The sequence below is a fragment of the Oceanobacillus aidingensis genome, assembly GCF_042654105.1.
Classification (GTDB): Bacteria; Bacillota; Bacilli; order Bacillales; family Amphibacillaceae; genus Oceanobacillus; species Oceanobacillus oncorhynchi.
This window is the reverse complement of sequence record NZ_JBHSFT010000001.1, coordinates 26,807-46,430: the sequence shown is the minus strand read 5'-3', so window position 1 is coordinate 46,430 and position 19,624 is coordinate 26,807. Positions and strand designations below refer to the sequence as shown.

The 19,624-nt window shown below is 38.6% G+C and carries 17 protein-coding genes and 1 riboswitch; of the genes, 13 read left to right on the top strand and 4 right to left on the bottom strand.

The window, feature by feature from the left end; translation table 11 throughout:
* Positions 1-136: 136 nt before the first annotated feature.
* From ACFO3P_RS00200 to ACFO3P_RS00160, 9 genes are all read left to right on the top strand, one after another.
* Positions 137-1,042, top strand: a complete 906-nt coding sequence (locus ACFO3P_RS00200; protein WP_256705337.1) for a dihydrodipicolinate synthase family protein — start codon at positions 137-139, stop codon at positions 1,040-1,042.
* Positions 1,043-1,068: 26 nt separating this feature from the next.
* Positions 1,069-2,097: a TRAP transporter substrate-binding protein gene (locus tag ACFO3P_RS00195; RefSeq protein WP_256705336.1), complete on the top strand. Its 1,029-nt coding sequence runs from the start codon at positions 1,069-1,071 to the stop codon at positions 2,095-2,097.
* A 223-nt stretch (positions 2,098-2,320) separates the two neighbouring features.
* Positions 2,321-2,839, top strand: coding sequence for a TRAP transporter small permease (locus tag ACFO3P_RS00190; protein ID WP_256705335.1), 519 nt, complete (start codon positions 2,321-2,323; stop codon positions 2,837-2,839).
* Positions 2,836-4,104: a TRAP transporter large permease gene (locus ACFO3P_RS00185; protein WP_256705334.1), complete on the top strand. Its 1,269-nt coding sequence runs from the start codon at positions 2,836-2,838 to the stop codon at positions 4,102-4,104. The genes ACFO3P_RS00190 and ACFO3P_RS00185 overlap by 4 nt, the downstream gene beginning before the upstream one ends.
* Positions 4,105-4,127: 23 nt before the next feature.
* Entirely contained in the window at positions 4,128-5,090 is a 963-nt protein-coding gene (locus ACFO3P_RS00180) for a phosphoglycerate dehydrogenase (RefSeq protein ID WP_256705333.1), read from the top strand.
* Between the two features lie 47 nt (positions 5,091-5,137).
* Positions 5,138-6,037, top strand: a complete 900-nt coding sequence (gene rbsK, locus ACFO3P_RS00175) for a ribokinase (protein WP_341173410.1) — start codon at positions 5,138-5,140, stop codon at positions 6,035-6,037.
* Positions 6,038-6,204: 167 nt separating this feature from the next.
* Positions 6,205-7,473, top strand: a complete 1,269-nt coding sequence (locus ACFO3P_RS00170) for a nickel pincer cofactor-dependent isomerase, group 22 (RefSeq protein WP_256705330.1) — start codon at positions 6,205-6,207, stop codon at positions 7,471-7,473.
* Between the two features lie 47 nt (positions 7,474-7,520).
* The gene (locus tag ACFO3P_RS00165) at positions 7,521-9,332 is read left to right on the top strand and encodes an L-fucose isomerase (RefSeq protein WP_332094045.1); all 1,812 of its coding nucleotides are present in this window, start codon (positions 7,521-7,523) and stop codon (positions 9,330-9,332) included.
* 47 nt (positions 9,333-9,379) lie between these two features.
* Positions 9,380-11,041, top strand: coding sequence for a ribulokinase (locus ACFO3P_RS00160; protein ID WP_379542000.1), 1,662 nt, complete (start codon positions 9,380-9,382; stop codon positions 11,039-11,041).
* Between the two features lie 268 nt (positions 11,042-11,309).
* On the opposite strand, the gene ACFO3P_RS00155 is transcribed toward ACFO3P_RS00160, so the two are convergent.
* The 4 genes from ACFO3P_RS00155 to ACFO3P_RS00140 form a co-directional block, all read right to left on the bottom strand.
* Positions 11,310-12,086, bottom strand: coding sequence for a sulfite exporter TauE/SafE family protein (locus ACFO3P_RS00155; protein ID WP_379541999.1), 777 nt, complete (start codon positions 12,084-12,086; stop codon positions 11,310-11,312).
* A gap of 124 nt (positions 12,087-12,210) precedes the next feature.
* Complete coding sequence (locus tag ACFO3P_RS00150) at positions 12,211-13,539, bottom strand: amidohydrolase family protein (protein WP_379541998.1); 1,329 nt, start codon at positions 13,537-13,539, stop codon at positions 12,211-12,213.
* A 99-nt stretch (positions 13,540-13,638) separates the two neighbouring features.
* Positions 13,639-14,088 carry a hypothetical protein gene (locus tag ACFO3P_RS00145; RefSeq protein WP_332094047.1) on the bottom strand — a complete coding sequence of 150 codons (450 nt, stop codon included), beginning with the start codon at positions 14,086-14,088 and terminating at the stop codon, positions 13,639-13,641.
* A complete protein-coding gene (locus ACFO3P_RS00140) occupies positions 14,085-14,948 on the bottom strand; it encodes a DUF3100 domain-containing protein (protein ID WP_332094048.1) in 864 nt (287 codons plus the stop codon). The genes ACFO3P_RS00145 and ACFO3P_RS00140 overlap by 4 nt, the downstream gene beginning before the upstream one ends.
* 255 nt (positions 14,949-15,203) lie before the next feature.
* Positions 15,204-15,305: riboswitch (purine riboswitch) on the bottom strand.
* 217 nt (positions 15,306-15,522) lie between these two features.
* Here ACFO3P_RS00140 and ACFO3P_RS00135 point away from each other — a divergent pair.
* The 4 genes from ACFO3P_RS00135 to ACFO3P_RS00120 all read left to right on the top strand — a co-directional run bounded on the left by ACFO3P_RS00135 (position 15,523) and on the right by ACFO3P_RS00120 (position 19,543).
* Positions 15,523-16,203: a sigma factor-like helix-turn-helix DNA-binding protein gene (locus ACFO3P_RS00135; protein WP_256705323.1), complete on the top strand. Its 681-nt coding sequence runs from the start codon at positions 15,523-15,525 to the stop codon at positions 16,201-16,203.
* A gap of 36 nt (positions 16,204-16,239) precedes the next feature.
* Positions 16,240-16,812 carry an ATP-dependent Clp endopeptidase proteolytic subunit ClpP gene (clpP, locus tag ACFO3P_RS00130; protein WP_332094049.1) on the top strand — a complete coding sequence of 191 codons (573 nt, stop codon included), beginning with the start codon at positions 16,240-16,242 and terminating at the stop codon, positions 16,810-16,812.
* A gap of 358 nt (positions 16,813-17,170) precedes the next feature.
* Positions 17,171-18,067 (top strand): macrolide 2'-phosphotransferase, encoded by an 897-nt coding sequence (locus tag ACFO3P_RS00125; RefSeq protein WP_379541997.1) that lies wholly within the window; start codon positions 17,171-17,173, stop codon positions 18,065-18,067.
* Between the two features lie 633 nt (positions 18,068-18,700).
* The gene (locus ACFO3P_RS00120; protein ID WP_193064444.1) at positions 18,701-19,543 is read left to right on the top strand and encodes an aldo/keto reductase; all 843 of its coding nucleotides are present in this window, start codon (positions 18,701-18,703) and stop codon (positions 19,541-19,543) included.
* Positions 19,544-19,624: the final 81 nt, after the last annotated feature.

Here is a 19,624-nt window from a genome sequence, read left to right as displayed (position 1 = left end):
AGCTATAACGTTTTAGCAATTATTTTTTACCTTTTGCTATAACGTTTTAGCAGTAAAAAATAATTTAAGGAGGTGATTTTACTACAAGATAAATAGAAAGCGCTTTAAGAATAATGGGAATAGAAGGAGATTGTAAATGAAAAAATTATATGGTGTAACAACAGCAATGGTAACTCCATTTGATGAAAATGGAAGCGTTAATCTAGAGAAAGTAGCTCAATTAACAGAATTTTTAATTGGAAAAGGTGTGCATTGTTTATACCCGTTAGGGACAACTGGAGAAATGATTAAATTAACTATTGAAGAGAGAAAAGCAATCGCTGAAACGGTCGTTAAAACAGCTAATAAAAGAGTAACTGTATATATTCATGTAGGTGATGTTCATGTTGAAAACATTTTGGAACTAGCATGGCATGCACATGAGATTGGTGCTGATGGTATTGGGGTTGTTACGCCTATTTATTTCGGTGTAAATGAACGAGAAATGGAGAATTTTTATGTGCGAATTGCTAATAGCTTGCCAGAAAATTTTCCTATTTATCTATACAGTATTCCGCAATGTGCATCCAATGAGCTGGGAATCGAAGTAACAAGGAAGATTGTTGCTCAGTGTAAAAATATTATTGGTATTAAGTTTAGTTATCCTGATTTTACTTTAACAAGTCAATATTTAAATGTAAATAATGATAATTTTGATGTTGTATTCGGGCCAGATCACCTATTTTTACCTGCTTTAGCATTAGGCTGTACTGGCACTGTATCAGGTGTTTCTGGAGTTTATCCTGAACCTTTTGTAGCTATTTATAATGCATATCAAGAAGGTGACATTGAAAAGGCTAGAAAATATCAAAAAATAGCTACTAAATATTGCGACGTACTAAAAAATGGAAGTAATATGTCTTATTTTAAAGAAGCATTAAAAATTCGAGGTTTGGATGCTGGAGTAATGAAAAAGCCACATCTAGACATAGAGTTAGATGAAATTGAGAAATTAAAAGCAGCTTTACAGGATTTAGATAAAGAACTAAGTGTCAATAGTTAAAAAATAAAAGAAAAGAGGTTTTAATTATGAAAAAGCTATTATTAGGAATGGTATTAATCTTAGTATCAATTATTGCTGCGTGTGGCAGCAATGATTCATCAAATGCAAATAGTGAATCAGCAAATGGTGAAGACGATCCAATAACATTTAGAATTGCTGGTGGTTCAGTTGGTCCCGACCATTCACTTACAAAAACATATAATTTTTTAAAAGAGGAGCTTGAAGAAAAGTCTGACGGCAGATTACAAGTTGAATTGAATGTTGCAGGAGAATTAGGAGAAGACAGGGAAATTATCGAGGCAATGCAGATGGGACAAGTTCATTTAGCTGGACCTTCGCCGGCAGCATTAGGCGGATTTGATAGTTCAGTTGTTATTCTTGATATGCCTTATTTGTTTACTGACCGGGAGACAGCATATGAAGCCTTAGATGGAGAACCTGGACAAATGATTTTAGATAACTTAGAAGAACATGGTTTTAAGGGGTTAGGTTATTTTGAAAACGGATTCAGAAATCTAACGAACAATGTAAAACCTGTTGAATCAATTGAAGATATACAAGGTCTGTCTTTAAGAACTATGGAAAATCAAACGCACATTGAGGCGTGGAAATTATTAGGTGCAAACCCAACACCAATGGCATTAGGGGAATTATATACAGCTTTACAACAAGGAACAATAGATGGGCAGGAAAATCCATTTGGTTTAATTTATGCCAATAAATTCTTTGAAGTTCAAGACTATTTAACAGTGACAAAGCATGTTTATGCTCCGAATGTAATGATCACAAATAAAGAATTCTATGACGAATTACCAAGCGATTTGCAAGAAGTTATTTCAGATGCGATTGGTGCAGCTACTGAATATAACCGTGAATTGGCACAGGAAGAAGAGGTTGAGGCAAGAGAAGCACTGGTTGATGAAGGAATGGATATATATGAATTTTCTGATGAACAATTGCAAGAAATGCAGGAGATAACAGAGCCTGTTTATGAAATGTTTAAAGATGAAATTGGTGAAGATGTTGTAGAAACGTTCCTTAATACTCGCCAGTAAAAGAGCAATTAAAAGGAATACAGCAACGCTATATAAATTATGAAATAGTTATCCCGCTAGCTCAGAAGAGAAATAACTTTAGAAGTTATTGATATGAGAAAAACACCAGCTTATTTTTAAACATACACTTGTTTACAATAGCAGAATTTGTTTAGAAAATTATTCTGAGCAAGTGGGATATTATAAACGATTATAATTTTAAGGACCTCTAGGAGGTATTAATATGAATATCATACGAAAATTGAATGAACATATAGAAGAGTGGATTGTAGTTATGCTTCTAGTTATATCTCTATCCGCAATTAGTTTACAAATGTTTATGCGATATTTTTTGAACAATTCGCTAGCATGGTCGGAAGAACTTGCAAGGTACTGTTTTATATGGCTTATTTACATTGGGATTGCCTATGCTGTAAAAAAATCTAGACATATAACACTCGACATTGTATATGACTTAGTACCAGATACACTTAAGAAGATATTTATATTGGTTTCTAATATTTTAGTGGGTATTTTTGCGGTGGTTGTGATTTACTATAGTTATTTTTTGATTGAGCAATTAATGAACTATGGACAAACTAGTGCTGCAATGCGTGTTGACATGGTATATGTGTATCTTTCTGTACCCATTGGAATGACTTTGACCTTAATAAGGTTATTACAAAATACTATTTATATTATAAAACATTGGAGGACGCTTAGTCTAAAAGAAGAGGATATAGAAGGGGGGAGCAGCTTATGATGACATTAATTTTGTTTGGTTCATTTATATTATTTATGGTTGTGAGGGTTCCAATTGGTTTTGCGTTAGGTTTAGCTTGTCTGGTAACTATTTTTTATAGCGGCTCCGTTTCACCAGAATATTTAGTGCAAGGCTTGGTCACATCTGCGGACTCTTTTCCCTTAATGGCTATTCCTTTTTATATTCTTGCTGGGGAAGTCATGGGGCGAGGCGGTATCTCAAAGCGTTTATTTGGATTCGCGAAAATCTTTGTTGGCAACATAACTGGCGGGCTAGCTATAGCTACTGTCATAACTTGTATATTTTTTGCAGCTATTTCTGGTTCTGGTCCAGCAACCGTAGCAGCAATTGGAGGTATGGTTATTCCTTTAATGGTCCAACAAGGGTATGATAAAAAATTCGCGACAGCATTGATTGTTTGTGCAGGTACAATAGGTGTTATCATACCTCCAAGTATACCAATGGTTATTTACGGAATTTCTGCATCTGCTTCTATTGGAAGTTTATTTTTATCCGGTATTATTCCAGGTTTATTAGTAGGAGCTTTACTTGTTTTTTATAGTTATTTCTATGCGAAAATACACGGCTACCAAAAAGATGATCAAAAGTTTTCTTGGAAGTATGTAGGAAAGGAATTCGGTAGTGCTTCTTGGTCATTGGCAATGCCAGTTATTATTCTTGGTGGTATTTATGGGGGTATTTTTACACCCACTGAGGCTGCAGTTGTTGCAACCGTTTATGGCTTAATTGTTGGCGTATTCGTATATAAAGAGTTGAAGCTTAAAGATTTATTTAGTGTATTCAGCAATTCAGCGTTAACAACAGCGATTATTTTAATCATTACGGGAACAGCGACATTCTTCGGAAGGATATTATCGATAGAAAGTATTCCAACTATGGTGGCAAATGCGATTACTAGTATTTCTGATAATCCTATTATCCTTTTATTAATCATTAATTTATTTCTATTATTTATAGGCACATTCATGGATGTTATTGCTTCCATCATTATATTGACGCCTATCCTTTTACCAGTTGCTGTAGAGATTGGAGTAGATCCAGTTCATTTTGGCATTATCATGGTTGTGAATTTAGCTATCGCTTTGATAACCCCTCCAATTGGCGGAACATTATTTGTTGGAGTAGGTATTTCTAGGCTTTCAATATGGGAGGTAAGTAAAGCAGCTGCTCCAATGTTCGTATTAATGGTGTTAGCTTTAATGGTTGTTACATTCTTGCCTCAGATTAACGTATTTCTACCCTGAAAATGAATTTGGAGGAAATTAAGATGAGTCAGCAAAAAAAAGTTTTAGTTACTGCTACTAATTATTCTCAATTGTGTGCAGAAGCCAAACAATTATTAGAAAAAAACAATTTTGAAATTATTGAAAACCCGCATGACAGACCGATGAAATTTGGTGAGTTAAAAGAAATTATTGGTGATATCGATGCAGTTGTGGCAGGAGTTGATACATGGGACGAGTCTATATTTAAGCTTGCGCCTAACTTGAAAGTTATTTCAAGGTTTGGAGTAGGTGTTGATAATATCAATTTGGACCAGGCAAAAGAGTATGGAATTCAGGTTACGAATGCACCGAGACTTAACTCGAATGCGGTTGCGGAATTAACGGTAAATCTTATTTTAAATAGTTTACGTAATACTGTAAATTTACATGTCTCAACCAGACAAGGTCATTGGGAGCGTTTTGTAGGCACAGAATTAAAAGGTAAAAAAGTTGGTTTATTAGGATTTGGAAACATTGCGCAAAGTGTGGCAAAAAAATTATACGGTTTTGATGTAGAATTACTAGCTTATGATAAGTTTCCTAATAAAGAGATTGCTGCTAGATATGATGTTCAATTTACTTCATATGAGGAAATATTACAAGCCAGTGATATTGTTAGTATGCATCTTCCGAACTTGCCAGAGACACATCATTTTATGAATAAGGAAAGATTCAATCAAATGAAGCAAGGTTCCTATTTTGTTAATACATCTCGGGGTGCTCTTGTAGACGAAAAAGCGTTGTATGAAGCACTGGAAACAGGAAAATTACAGGCTGCAGCAATTGATGTTTATGAAAAAGAACCAATCACTCGTGATAATCCACTGTTTCATTTCGATAATATTATCACTACGCCACATACAGCTGCAGAATCTTATGAAGTATACCATTCCGTAGGCTTAATGACGGCTCAAGCTATTATAAGTGTTTTTCAAGAGAAAACACCTGATAATCTATTAAATTAATATACTTATTGAGGCTCATTAAAGAATAGATATGAGGAGTGAGTAACGTGGGACGAGAACCAATTATTACTGTAATTGGAAGTATTAATATGGATTTAGTTGTTTCAGTTGACAGAAAACCGAATCGTGGTGAAACGGTTAAAGGAGAATCATTTGATACCCTGCCTGGAGGTAAAGGGGCGAATCAAGCGATAGCCTTAGCCAGATTAGGAGCAACTGTAAATATGGTTGGCATGGTAGGCGATGATGCATTTGGGTATGAATTGAAAAGCAATCTGGAGAAAGAAAATGTTCAAGTGGAAGCAGTAGGAGTAACAGAGGGAATTTCTACTGGTGTAGCGGTGATTACGATAGCTGAAAATGACAATAGTATTGCAGTTGTCTCTGGAGCCAATGAAAAGGTTACGCCAGCTTATATTCGTGAATATGAGAAAATTATTAAACAAAGCGATATTGTATTAACACAATTTGAGGTTCCGATAAGTACCGTTGAAGAAGCGGCTATGATTTGTGAGAAGCATGGTATTCCAATCGTGTTAAATCCAGCTCCATTTGAAAAATTGTCAGATTCTCTTTTAGATAAAGTAACATATTTAACTCCAAATCAACATGAATATGAGCTTATTAAAGGATATAAAAGATATTTTGAAAATGACTATCAATCTAAATTAATTATAACTAAAGGAGAAGTTGGAGCTGTTTTTTTTGAGAATGAAAAGCCGCAAATAGTATCTGCATTTACAGTTCAGCCAATCGATACAACAGGTGCAGGTGACACCTTTAATAGTGCATTCACTTATATGATGACTAAGACTAATAATATTGAAGAGGCATGTCGATTTAGTAATGCTGCTGCTGCGCTATCTGTATTAAAGAAAGGAGCTCAGTTAGGAATGCCAACAAAAGAAGAAGTCAACAGTTTTCTTTCTGAGCAACAATCTGAGTAAAAAAATTTATTTAGCAAATCATTCAGAAAAAGCTTCGGTAATAGTGGGAAACAGGAATTTAATGAAATAATAAGACTGGAGCAGTGCTACACATAATTAGAAGTGCTTACGGTCTTTTCATTTTTAAATATAGCGCTTAAGAAAATATGCTATTTTGGAGGACTCAAATGTTTAATAATTTGGAAACTCAACTTAATGTAAAAAAGGTAGCATTGCCTGAAATGTATCCAGTTACTCAATTATTTAAAAGCTATAAGTTAGAGAATATAGAAGAAAGGATTCAAAAACAATTCAAAGAAGAGTTGATTCAATCGAAAGTTAAACCTAATTCTTCTGTTGCCATTGCTGTTGGCAGCAGAGGTATTGCTCAACTAAAACAGGTTGTATCGGTTGTGATTGAAGAAATTATAAAGGTTGGTGGAAAACCATTCATTGTTCCAGCAATGGGGAGCCATGGTGGTGCAACAGCTGAAGGGCAGGCACGTGTTCTTGAAAGCTTCGGAATATGTGAACGAACAATGGGTGTGCCAGTTGTTTCTTCAATGGAAACAGTAGGGGTTTGTAATTATAAAAAAGATGTTACATTGCATTTTGATAAGCATGCTTTTAGAGCTGATGCAGTCGTTGTGGTAAACAGGATTAAAGCACATACTGATTTTAATGGCCCAATTGAAAGCGGCTTGTCGAAAATGGTTACTATAGGTCTCGGAAAACATAAAGGAGCTTCATTATTGCATCAGTTGGGCTTCGATAATTTCCATGAAGTGATTCCTGAGGCAGCACAGCTATTGATTGAAAACACTCCAATAGCCTTAGGCGTTGCTATATTAGAAAATGGCTATCATGATGTAGTAGATATTGAGATACTACCAGCAGAAGAGATTTCCGAAAGGGAGCCCTTATTGTGCAAGAAAGCAAAAGAGTTTATGCCCTCTCTTCCGTTTGCTAATTTGGATGTTCTTTATATTGATGAAATAGGTAAAAACATTAGTGGATCAGGTTTAGATACAAATATTGTAGGGAGAAAAGCAGGGATTGTAAAGCCTAAAATAAATAAAATTATTGTAGGTGATATTACTGCTGAATCGTATGGGAATGCAACGGGAATTGGTTTGGCAGATATTACAACGCAAAAATGCTTACAGAAAATCGATTTTATCAGCATGTACTTAAATTGTATTACCTCGACGGATTTAAGAGGTGTAAAAATTCCTTTGGTTGCTGAGTCAGATCAACAAGCCTTAGAAATAGCTTGTCAAACTAGTAATCAAACTAATTTAGAAAAATTAAAAGTAGTTCGAATCAAAAACACATTATCGTTAGAAACTTTTTTTGTTTCAAGAGCATTATTACCAGAAATAGAACAATTAGAAGGAGTTCTGGTTGTTGGAGATCCGACTAAGCTTGAATTTGATCAAGATGGATATTTATCTTGATGTAGTTTAATGAACTGAAAACAAATAACAAAACGGGAGGAATGAACATGTTAACAAACAAAGACAATCTTTCTAAAAGCACCGGAAAAAGATGGGTGGGAGAATTTTCCAAAATTGGGATTCGTCCTGTCATTGATGGTCGGCAAGGTGGAATTCGAGAATCTTTAGAAGAGGTTACAATGAAAATGGCAACAAGTGTGGCAAGTCTTCTAAAGGAGCAGTTGCGTTATCCAGATGGATCTCCGGTAGAATGTGTCATTGCAGATACGACCATTGGCGGCGTTGTAGAAGCAGCTCAAGCACAAGAAAAGTTTAAGAAAGAAGGGGTTGCCGTAACGATTACCGTCTCTCCCTCCTGGTGTTATCCAACAGAAACAATGGATCAAGACCCTCATACGATTAAAGCAATATGGGGATTTAATGGTACGGAAAGACCAGGAGCTGTCTATTTAGCGGCTGCCTCTTCTGCGCATAATCAAAAGGGCTTGCCAGTATTCAATATTTATGGCCGAGATGTACAAGAGATGAGTGATTCTTCCGTTCCTGAAGATGTACAAACGAAATTATTACAGTTTTCCAAAGCTGCGCTTGCAGTCACAACGATTCGGGATAAATCATATCTTTCCATCGGTTCGGTATCAATGGGGATAGCAAGCAGTATCGTCATCGAAGACTTTTTCCAGGAATATCTAGGAATGAGAAATGAATACGTAGATATGAGTGAAATCATAAGAAGATTACAGAATGAAATTTATGATGAAGAAGAATATGAGTTAGCTTATACGTGGGTACGGGAAAATTGTCAAGAAGGAGAAAATACGAATTTACCAGAGGCACAACGAACGGAAGAACAAAAAGAAGAGGATTGGAAAACCGTTGTCAAAATGGCACTTATTGCAAGAGACCTTATGGTTGGAAACCCAAAACTAGCCGAGAAGGGCTTTGGGGAAGCTGCATTAGGACATAATGCGATTGCAGCCGGTTTCCAGGGACAGCGGGCATGGACAGATTTTATGCCAACTGGCGACTTTATGGAGGCAATTTTAAATTCGTCCTTCGATTGGAATGGAATAAGAGAGCCATTTATGATGGCAACGGAAAATGATACATTAAATGGAATTACGATGCTGTTTGGACATTTGTTGACAAATGCAGCACAAATATTTGCGGATGTTCGCACTTATTGGAGTCCGGAGGCTGTTCAACGTGTAACGGGTAAAGAATTAACAGGGGCAGCATCAAATGGAATCATTCATTTGCTGAACTCTGGACCAGCAGCTTTGGACGGAACAGGACAGCAAGAAAAAGATGGTACACCTGCCATGAAACCATTTTGGGAAATCTCAGAGGAAGAGGTCAATAAATGTCTGGATGCAACAAAATGGTGCCAAGCCGTTGATTTCTTCCCCGGAGGAGGTTTTTCGACGGATTACACAACTAAAGGCGGTATGCCTGTAACGATTGCACGAATCAATATCATTGATGGGCTTGGACCTGTTCTACAACTTGCGGAAGGTTATAGTGTAGAGCTAGAACAGGATGTACATGATGTGTTAGATCAAAGAACAGATTCTACTTGGCCAACGACCTGGTTTGTTCCTAAACTAACAGGAGAAGGTGCATTTAAAGATGTTTATTCCGTTATGTACAATTGGGGGTCCAATCACTGTGCAGTAAGCTACGGACATATTGGCGATGATTTCATCACGTTAGCTTCGATGCTTCGGATTCCAGTTTCGATGCATAATGTAGATGAAAGTCGTATTTTCCGTCCTAGTGTTTGGGGTGCGTTTGGGAGTGGAGACTTTACAGGAGCCGATTATCGCGCTTGTCAAACTTATGGACCTTTATATAAGTAATGATAAATCATTTTAAGCTTAATACAGCGATGAAGGAGGGGAAAGGCTTGTCACGAAAATATACCATCGGTGTTGATTTTGGGACAGAATCAGGCAGAGTTCTCTTAGTGGATGTACAGAACGGAGAAGAGATTGCCACACATGTTACGCATTATAAACATGGTGTTTTAGATGAAAGTCTGCCAAATGGGAAAATGCTTCCGCCGGACTGGGCATTGCAGCATCCTGGAGATTATTTAGATGTGCTCTATCAATCTATACCGCAAGTAATTGAAAAGGCGCAGATTGAAAAAAGAGATATTATTGGGGTAGGAATAGATTTTACATCATCTACTATCTTACCATTAGATCAAGCAGGGGAACCGTTATGTTTTCAACAGGAGTGGGAAAGTAACCCGCATAGCTGGGTGAAGTTATGGAAGCATCATGCGGCGCAAAAAGAAGCAGATGAAATAACACAGCTTGCGAAAGAGCAAGATGAAGATTTCTTAAGCTTATATGGCGGAAAAATTTCTTCGGAATGGATGTTTCCTAAAATATTGCAAATTGTTAAAGAGGCTCCTGAAATCTATGAAAAAACAGATTTATTTATGGAAGCATGCGATTGGATTACTTCTAAATTAATAGGAAAACTAATACGAAGCAGTAATACCTGTGGTTATAAAGGATTCTGGAGCAAGAAAAATGGTTATCCGGAAGCATCTTTTTTTAGCATGTTAGATGCTAGATTGGAAGGTGTTTTAGAAACAAAAATGCGGGGGGAAGTTCAATCCATTGGAGGAAAAGCAGGAGCACTGACAGAAGAAATGGCAGAGAAAATCGGTCTCCTCCCAGGAACTTCTATTGCCGTAGGAATTATTGATGCGCATGCCGGCGTAGCTGCAGTTGGTGCGGTGCATCCTGGACAGTTTGTGATGGCAATGGGGACGTCTACTTGTCATATGTTGATTGCTGATAAAGAAGAGAAAATCGAAGGTGTATGCGGGATTGTAGAAGACGGGATTATTCCAGGTTACGTTAGTTATGAGACAGGGCAGGTGGCTGTAGGAGATTCATTTGCCTGGTATGTGGACCATGCAGTTCCAAGCTATATTTTACAAGAGGCAAAGGAACAGGAAACGAATGTACATGCATTATTAGAGGAAAAAGCGTCAATTTATAAACCGGGGCAATCTGGTCTGATAGCTTTGGACTGGTGGAATGGGAACCGTTCTGTTTTGGTCGATGCTCATTTATCTGGGATAATTGTCGGTTTGACACTAGCCACCAAACCAGAAGAAATATACCGGTCCTTATTGGAATCTACGGCCTTTGGAACAAAGAGAATTATTGAAGGGTATCTCCAAGCCGGTATTAAAGTAAATGAAATTTTTGCAAGTGGCGGATTGCCGCAAAGAAATAGATTGCTCATGCAAATCTATGCGGATGTAATTAATAGAGAAATTAAAATACCAGATTCCAGTCAAACTACTGCGCTTGGAGCAGCTATGTATGCAAGTGTTGCAGCCGGAGGGGAGAATGGCGGCTATGATACCATTTTTGAAGCTGCTGAAAAAATGGCGAAAGTAAAAGAAGAAGTGTTTACGCCAATTCCAGAAAACGTGCAGCTTTATGATGAACTTTACCAATACTATCTTGATGTGCATGATTATTTTGGAAAAGAGAATAGTAGCGTGATGCATGGTTTGAAAAGAATGAAATTGGGATAAGAGATAATAAAAGTAGTAAAAAGAAGAAATGTCTCTCCGTCTTTAAATACATAGAAGAAGGGACCTCCTCACCAAAGGTCTCTTCTTCTACCCAATCAAAGACCCCAAACATCATCTCTTTAATTTCTTCCCTTGCATGGCTTCTCTGGTAAGGTATCCCCGAGATTATGCATCCTTAGAGACAGGGAATGCCCTATTAGTGTTGCAAGCAACCCGAATAATTTTATTTTGAAATATAAAAAAGCGGACCTGCACGAGGTACGCTTTTTTAGCCTCCAAATGCTAAACTTCCAAGCATATAAACAGAAGAAATAATGGTAATCACAGCGATAAAGATTTTCAATTGGTCCACAGGAACCTTGTTGGTAAGGCGGGACCCGGCTAAGATACCAATCGTTGTGCCAATCAGGCTAAAGAGTATAAATAAATGCATGTCGTCGATGCTTGCATACGTGAAATAGCCAAATATAGACGGAAGGGCGATGATAACAGAGTTTAACAATCCCACGCCGACTGCTGTCCGGATATTTACACCAAGGCTTGCGAGCAATGGTACAACTAAAATGGGACCGCCTGCACCTGTTAAAGCGCAAATGGCTGCGGTCAGAATCCCAAGCAGTATAACCCATACGGGCTGCCGTAAAATAAGTGATTTGCTGTCGTCTGCTTCGTTGGCAGAGGCAGCTTTGTTTTTCTTAAGTATAATCGAAAGGCCGGCGAACAAAACAAACAAGTAAAGCAGCAGCTTCGCCAGGGTTTCGGAAATAAGCACATTGATTTGTACACCGAGGAAGGCCCCAGGGAGGCTGCCGATGCTCAAATAAAGTGCTAATTTAAAATCCATATATTTCAGCTTCCAGTAGGAATAGGCCCCGATAACGCCTGCGACGAGAAATGCCAGAAAGCTGAGCGCCAGGGACTCATATACGGGAAGACCTAACAAACCGACATAAATAATTGGCAGCAGAAAACCGGAAACGCCGGAGAGGCCTACTAATACGCCGATAATTAAATTTGCTATAAATACAATAAAAAACGTTAACATAGAAGTGACCTCAACTCTCTAATAACTTTTCTTCCTGAATGCGGGAGGGAGCTCCTCATAAAAACAAGGAGAAGAGCGCTTCAACATGACGCTGTTAAACCGCTCGTATGCTTTGGTACAATATCTAAATTTTAGCACGAACGATGAGATCGTCCATAGCTTTTTTACTTTCATATTTTATTCTTTCTTCATCCAGAGTCAATACTTCTCTATTTTTCATTAAAATACGCCCATTTACAATCACATCTGCAACGTCATTGCTGTTCGCGGATTCAATTAATGTATTTGTCAGCTGGTGGGTCGGTTCGATATGCGGCTGATCGGTATTGATTAAAATCATATCCGCTTTTTTGCCGACTTCAAGACTTCCAAACTGTTCCTCATGCAGCATGGCTTTTGCACCGCCAAGTGTCGCCATCTCCAGAATATTTTTAGATGGCATCACAACCGGATCAAAAATCGGAACGCCCCAAAAAGCGCGCATGAGGGATTTGAAAACCTTCATTTGATCGAATAAGCTTAATCCGGAATGGGCAGAGCCGTCTGTTCCTAAGCCAATACTTACGCCCTTTTGCATGAGGCTTGGAGACTTGGTAAATCCTTTTCCTGCATTACTGATAGGGCTGTGAGCTACTTTACTGTCGTATTTCTGAATGAGATTCATCTCATTCTCGGATAAGAGGATACTGTGCGCACCTAAGAAATTTTCGTCCAGCACGCCTAATGATTCTAAATATTCATATGGACGCATTTGAAAGTTTTCTAAGCAATAGCTGATTTCATTTGGATATTCATTCATATGTGTCTGCATGCCTGTTCCGGCTGCATTTGCTGTTTCATAGACCTTCTGAATTAATTCAGGTGTACAGGTAATAAGCGATCGTAAAGAATACCACACGTGGATTCGCCCATCTGCTTTTCCATGATAAGCATCAAACAGGTTTGTATTTCTTTGAATATTATGTTCCATCGTTGTTTTCATCGATTCTGGAATGGCGGCGCCTGTATCCATTGTAGAGCAGGTAAGCACACCGCGTAATCCAGAGGCTTCCACAGCTTCTGCCACCTTATGCATATAGCTTCCGCCTGCATCAACAAAGCCTGTCGTACCAGCCTTCAGCATTTCTAAGCAGCTCAGTTCTGCACTGATTGCTACATCTTCTTCCCGGAGGTTACTTTCAAATGGAACCATGATACGTGTCCAAATCATTGGATATTCATCTGAAATTCTGCCCCGCAGAAGCTGTTGATTTGTATGCGTATGTGCATCAATCAAACCTGGCATGACAAGTTTACCTTTTCCGTCTATGGTTTCTTTCGCATCATAGGTTTGTGTAAGTTCTTTTTCGATAGCAATAATCTTTTGATCCTTGATAACGATATGTTGCTCGTGAATTACTTCAAAATCTGGGGTTAACATAGAACAGTTTTTAATCAGTATATCTGCATGCATTGTTATTTCTCCTTTAGGACACGTTGAAAAAGACTGTGTGAACAGCCTTCTCAACATGGTTAGTATAAGTGTAAATAGATTTTTAAGTTTTCTTTTAGCTTAAAAAGCGTTTGTAACTGTTAAAAATACTTGAGCAAAGACTGCTTGAAGCAGGAAAGTTCCAGTAAATACAAATACGGCGATAATGACCATTTTCCAGCTTTGACTCATAAATGCTTTAAAATCAAGTCCAATTCCAGCCAGTGTACCCACAACAGTGATGGGTGCTGTAAAAGAAATTAAAGAGGTATAGTAAATAATCGGGTCCGAAATCGGTGAAATCGGGCTGGCTAACAGTAAACCAGTTAAAGCAACATACACCACGGCAGGTATTTTTAAAGGAATGAGCTTGGCGATGAATATACCGATAAATGCAATGCTGGATAAAATCAATACACCAGGAATGGACTCTAAAATGGAAATATCATTTTGAAAAAAGTTCGCAATAATGGTTGTCAGGACGGATGTGAATAAAAGGGAAATCGTCCAGTCTTTCATGCTCATATTCATTGTGAAATCCTGCTTTCTACAGATGTTTTAGGGCTGTGATTTTTATTTCTCCGTCCAATTTTAGGCTCTAACCAGCCATACATTTTGTTGACAAGCGGCAAGGAAATAAACAGCGTAAAGTAAATTCCGGTAATTGCTGATAGCATATCGCTCATCCCGGCCAGCATGATGATTTGATCCGCATAGGCCGGATAAATGGTCGCCAGCGTACTGGAGGCGGCGGCCATCATTACACCGCTGCCGATACCGCATGCCATTGCCAAGGCTAATGGGTGGAAGAAATCAAATGATGCAACAATACTTGCTAATAAACCAAGATAGGTTGTACCAATCAGAAATCCAATAATATAGATAGAAAGGGAGCCGCGGGCTTCGGGAGAGTTTGCTCCATACTTACTGCAAATCAGTCCATAATCCTTATCACGGTTGGTAGAGCTTGTTGCGCCGATGGATTCTCTTTTAAGACCAAGGAGCAGCGCAATTGGAAGAGCAAATAACATCGTTCCAATGGTTCCGAATTCCTGAAAAACGAGTGCTGGGCCAACGTTAACAAGCTCAGGGAGGTTAGACCCTGCCATGACCCCGATTTTTGCCATAAATGGAGAGATGGCAACAAGAACGAGCTGCGATGCTTTTTTTGCTTCTTTCTTTTTAAGGAATTTGAGTACATCTTTACCGAATAGGATACTGATAATAATGGCGAATAACATGGGATAAAGCACGATTAATGCTGAACCGACATTAAATTGGATTGTCCCGATAAGTTCAGCGATAAGGACTATGCCAAATGCAATCGCATAGAGCCGGTAATTTTCCTTGAGATGTCCAATGATCGTTGTTTTTTGAGGTGCTTTCTCCATAGTGTGTTTTCCTCCTTAGATGTAATGCCAAATCAATGCTGATGCAAATAAAAAAACGCTAGTAAGCTTCTTCTACTAGCGTTCCAGTTTGGCATATGAAAAACACAAAAAAGACCAACGTAAACAGGTTAGAACACGCACTTCGGCAGATTTCCTGAGAAGGGGACGCTTCCGATGCTGAAAAAGAATGAAAAGCATCCATTATTTTATCAGCAACGGCTACCTGTTAGATGAAAAAGATAATTCTTATCTGATTGATCATTTGTGATTTTCCATAGTCAAACCATTTACGGTAGTTTGGTAGAAACTTTTGGACCATATTTCCAACTTTATATGGATAATCAAAATACGAATGTTAAATTGTTTTCTTTGTTTAATGTTCGTGTATTAGTAACTTACCTCAATATGATAAGAATGTCAAAGGTTTTTTTATGGGAAATAGATTGAAGTTTTACATTTCATCACAAAAATATAGAATAAGATTAGTTAGAGAAGAAAAAAATTTAAATCCCCCGTATCTTTTTACCGTAGAAAATCGTTTATATTATTGAGAAGCGTAAAAGGAGTGAGTGGCATGTGCGCTAGGCCTAGCACAAATCGAAATGAAGAAGATATAATCGTTCACACGGTGTATCCTCAGCTTTCCCATTACTGCTTTTTCCTGTCTCCAAACAAGTGGGATGGAGAAGAATTAGTGCAGGAAAGTCTGAAGAAAGCACTGATAAGCTATGGAGACCCGAGTTCCTGGAATGTTACGTTGCTGAAGAAAATAGCTTATCATGTCTGGATTGATACAAAGCGAAGGAAAACAGCTGAAACAGAGCATGTCGTGAAAGAGAAATCAGAACAAGAAAGTCATTATGAGGAAATCGAGGCGTTGGTGACAAAACTGCTTTCTTTCATGACAGTAAAACAATGTATGGTGTTTCTGTTGAAGGATGTCTTCCAATATCAGATCAACGAAATTGCTGAGAATTGCGGTATGTCTGATACAGCAGTAAAGGCGATGTTGAACAGGGCTAGAAAACAGATACAGAACATGAAAGAGGAAGAAGCGTTGGTTTCCGCCGATGAAATCGCTTATGAGAATACCGCAGAAAGCTTTGTTCAAGTAGTTGTTTATGTTATTAAAGCAAATGATCCTGCTAAATTAATGGAGTTGATTCCAGGCATCTTTATGTCAGGTTATCCGGCACATAAATTGCGTCATCAAACACATCGCCCTTCTTCTTGCGCTCTCTCGTTGGCAGCGTAGTCTGTCATTATTCATACGTTTACAGGGAGGATGCAGATGAATACAGTTCCTTATGTTATTGAACAGTCAGGCCGCAGTGAGCGGTCTTATGATATCTTTTCCAGGTTGTTAAAGGACCGGATTATTATGATTAGTGATGAAGTGAATGACCAGATGGCAAACAGTATTGTTGCACAGCTGTTATTTTTAGCTGCAGAGGATGCGGAAAAGGATATTTCTATATATATCAATAGTCCTGGAGGCTCTACTTCTGCAGGCTTTGCCATTTTTGATACGATGCAGTTTATAAAACCGGATGTGCGTACGATCTGCACAGGTTTAGCTGCTTCGATGGGAGCATTGCTATTGCTGTCTGGAACGAAAGGGAAACGTTTTGCACTTCCAAACAGTGAAATCATGCTTCATCAGCCGCTTGGAGGAGCGCGCGGGCAAGCGACCGAAATTGATATTTCAGCGAAGCGGATTATCAAGCTCCGGGAAAAATTGAATCATATTATTGCGCAGCATTCCGGCCAGCCTGTGGAGAAGGTGGAGGCGGATACAGAAAGAGATTATTTCTTAAGTGCAGAAGAGGCAAAAGAATACGGTTTGATTGATAAAATTATTTAAATGAAAAGCGGGCTGTCCATGGAAGTTATGGCAGCTCGCTTTTGCTATGCAAGCATAAATCAATACGTCAGGGAGGATGTTGCGAATCAACCATCGTTATGCTAGGATGAATGTAATTAATAGGGAGGAGGGATTCTTTTGATCGATAACCAATCTTTGCATCGCTAATGCAGAAGCTTCAGACTCGAGACACGATATGTGCCCAGATGAAGGATTGGTCTATCTTTTTTTAGAATCCCTATACGGTTAAAGGTAAGTGTAGGGGTGGAATCTGTCTGCCCCTGTTTTTTTAGTTTTAAGAGTATTCTTCACTGACGGGCATGTATAAAAGTAGAATAAAAAGAAGGATGTGGCAGATGTGGATAAACAAACTGTATCAGAATTAGCTCACAAATACGGGTTAGAATTGAAAGAGGATTCTATCCGCTTTAATGAATCCGGATTGGATTTTCTCGCTGCTTTTGCAGAGGATTCAGATGGAGCGGAATGGGTCTTAAGAATACCGAGACGCGATGATGTGATGGGAAGAACAGTCGATGAAGGGAAAGTGTTAGAGTTCGTTCATCAGCATGTATCCTTTCAGGTTCCTGTCTGGTCCATTTATGAAGAGGATGTAATCGCCTATAAAAAATTGAGCGGGGTTCCAGCAGGCACGATTGATCCAGAAATTCAAAACTATGTCTGGGAAATGGATATTGAAAACATACCTGAAGCCTTTCACCAGAGCCAGGGAGCGGTTTTAGCATCTTTACACACAGTTCCTGTAAAAGACGCAGAAAAAGCTGGAATTCCTGTCCAAACGGCAGAGGAAGCAAAGGCCTCCATGAAAGAACGAATGGAAAAGGTAAAGAAACATTTTGGCGTGGCTGATGCCCTTTGGAATCGCTGGCAGGACTGGTTGAATAATGATGAAGTATGGCCAAAGCAAACAGGATTGATGCATGGTGATATGCATGCCGGCCATATGATGATCGATAACGATTCAAGGGTTATTGGTTTAATTGACTGGACAGAAGCGAAAGTAACAGATGTTTCCAATGATTTTGTCTTCCAATATAAAGCATTTGGAGAAGATGCGCTGGAGAAGCTTCTTCATCACTATAAAGAAGCTGGAGGTATTTACTGGCCAAGAATGAAGGAGCATATCATAGAGCTGGATGCTGCGTATGCTGTAGCGATTGCGGAGTTTGCGATTGTTTCTGGTGTGGAGGAATATGAGCAGATGGCGAAGGAAGCGTTGGGTGTTGGAAGATAAATATAAGGATAATCACGTCTAACTTTGAGCGATAGATTCATTTTAACCCGAAGAACTGAATTTATTTCGCTTCCATAGTAATAAGGTTATTCATGTGAAAATGACTTGTTTTTAAATATGTAAATAGGGTATACTATCAGTAGAAAGACATATAATTAAAAGACCGTTCCATGCTGGTACATGAAACGGTCACAATAGACTGAACCCCATCAAGAGGGGCTAGGTAGCGGGAAAAATAATCCCTCACTTTCCTACGACAAGGCATGAGGGATTATTTTTTATGGTCTTTATCAGACATGATGAACGCTATTAACATCCCAAAAGATATCATTAGCGTTAACACGCTTTCTAGATCCATAGGCAAACACCTCCCTCCCTAGGAAGTCTCCTAATAAAGACTACCGACAGGACGACAAGTGCTACCATAACCCTCATGTGAAGCCAGCTTATTGATGCAACTATTATAACACAAATTAATTATCTAACAGATAGAATGGTTATATTTTTAATAAGGAATAGTATAAAAAACTGTAAGTCTGATAACTCTCGGCGGAAGCAAGATGCTTCGTCGTTTATTTGCATTTTCATAAGGGAATATTAAAAATAAACGAAAGCGAAAAGAGGTGCTGCTGAATGGTTCAATTAGGAAAAAAAGAATTGTTTCCAATTGGAATGGGAACCTGGCATATGGGAGATTATCCAGAAAAAAGGAAGCAAGAAATAGAAGCCCTAAGATACGGAATGGAAAGCGGCATTGAAGTAATTGATACGGCGGAAATGTACGGGGAAGGAAATTCAGAAAACCTTATTGGCGAGGCGATTCAAGATGTAAAGAGGGAGGATATTTACCTGATTTCCAAGTTCTATCCGTTTCATGCACAGGAGCCGGATTTGGAGCGCTCGCTGGAGAATTCATTGAAACGGCTAGGTACAGATTATCTGGATTTATATTTATTGCATTGGAAAAGCAGTACACCACTGGAGGAAACAATCGAATCACTTGAAAAGTATGTAAAGGACGGGCGCATTCGTGCGTGGGGTGTTTCCAATTTCGATACAAAAGACGTTGAAGAAATGAGGCAGACTGCTGGCGGGGAAAACAGTACTGCGAATCAAGTATTATATAATATAGCGAGCAGAGGGATTGAATATGGTTTACTGCCGATGCAGAGAGAAAAGGGATTGCCAACCATTGCCTATTCCCCAACTGCGCAAGGGGATACGAGAGGCGATAAAATCACATCGAACAAAGTCCTGCAAAAGATAGCAAAGCATCATGATGCAACTGTATTTCAGGTGATGCTGGCATGGACGATTCGTCACGATGATGTACTGGCTATCCCGCAATCCAGTGATAAAAAGCATATTCAGGAAAATATAGATGCCGCATCGATAAAGCTTTCTGAAGAAGAGCTGCAGCTCATTGAAAAAGAATTTCCTGCGCCGAAGCGGAAGATGCCGTTAGATATTATCTGAGGCCGGCTGCCCGTTCTTTAATGATGATAGGAAAAGAAACCAATGAAAAACCCGGATAAGTTCGGATTTTTTCATTGGTTT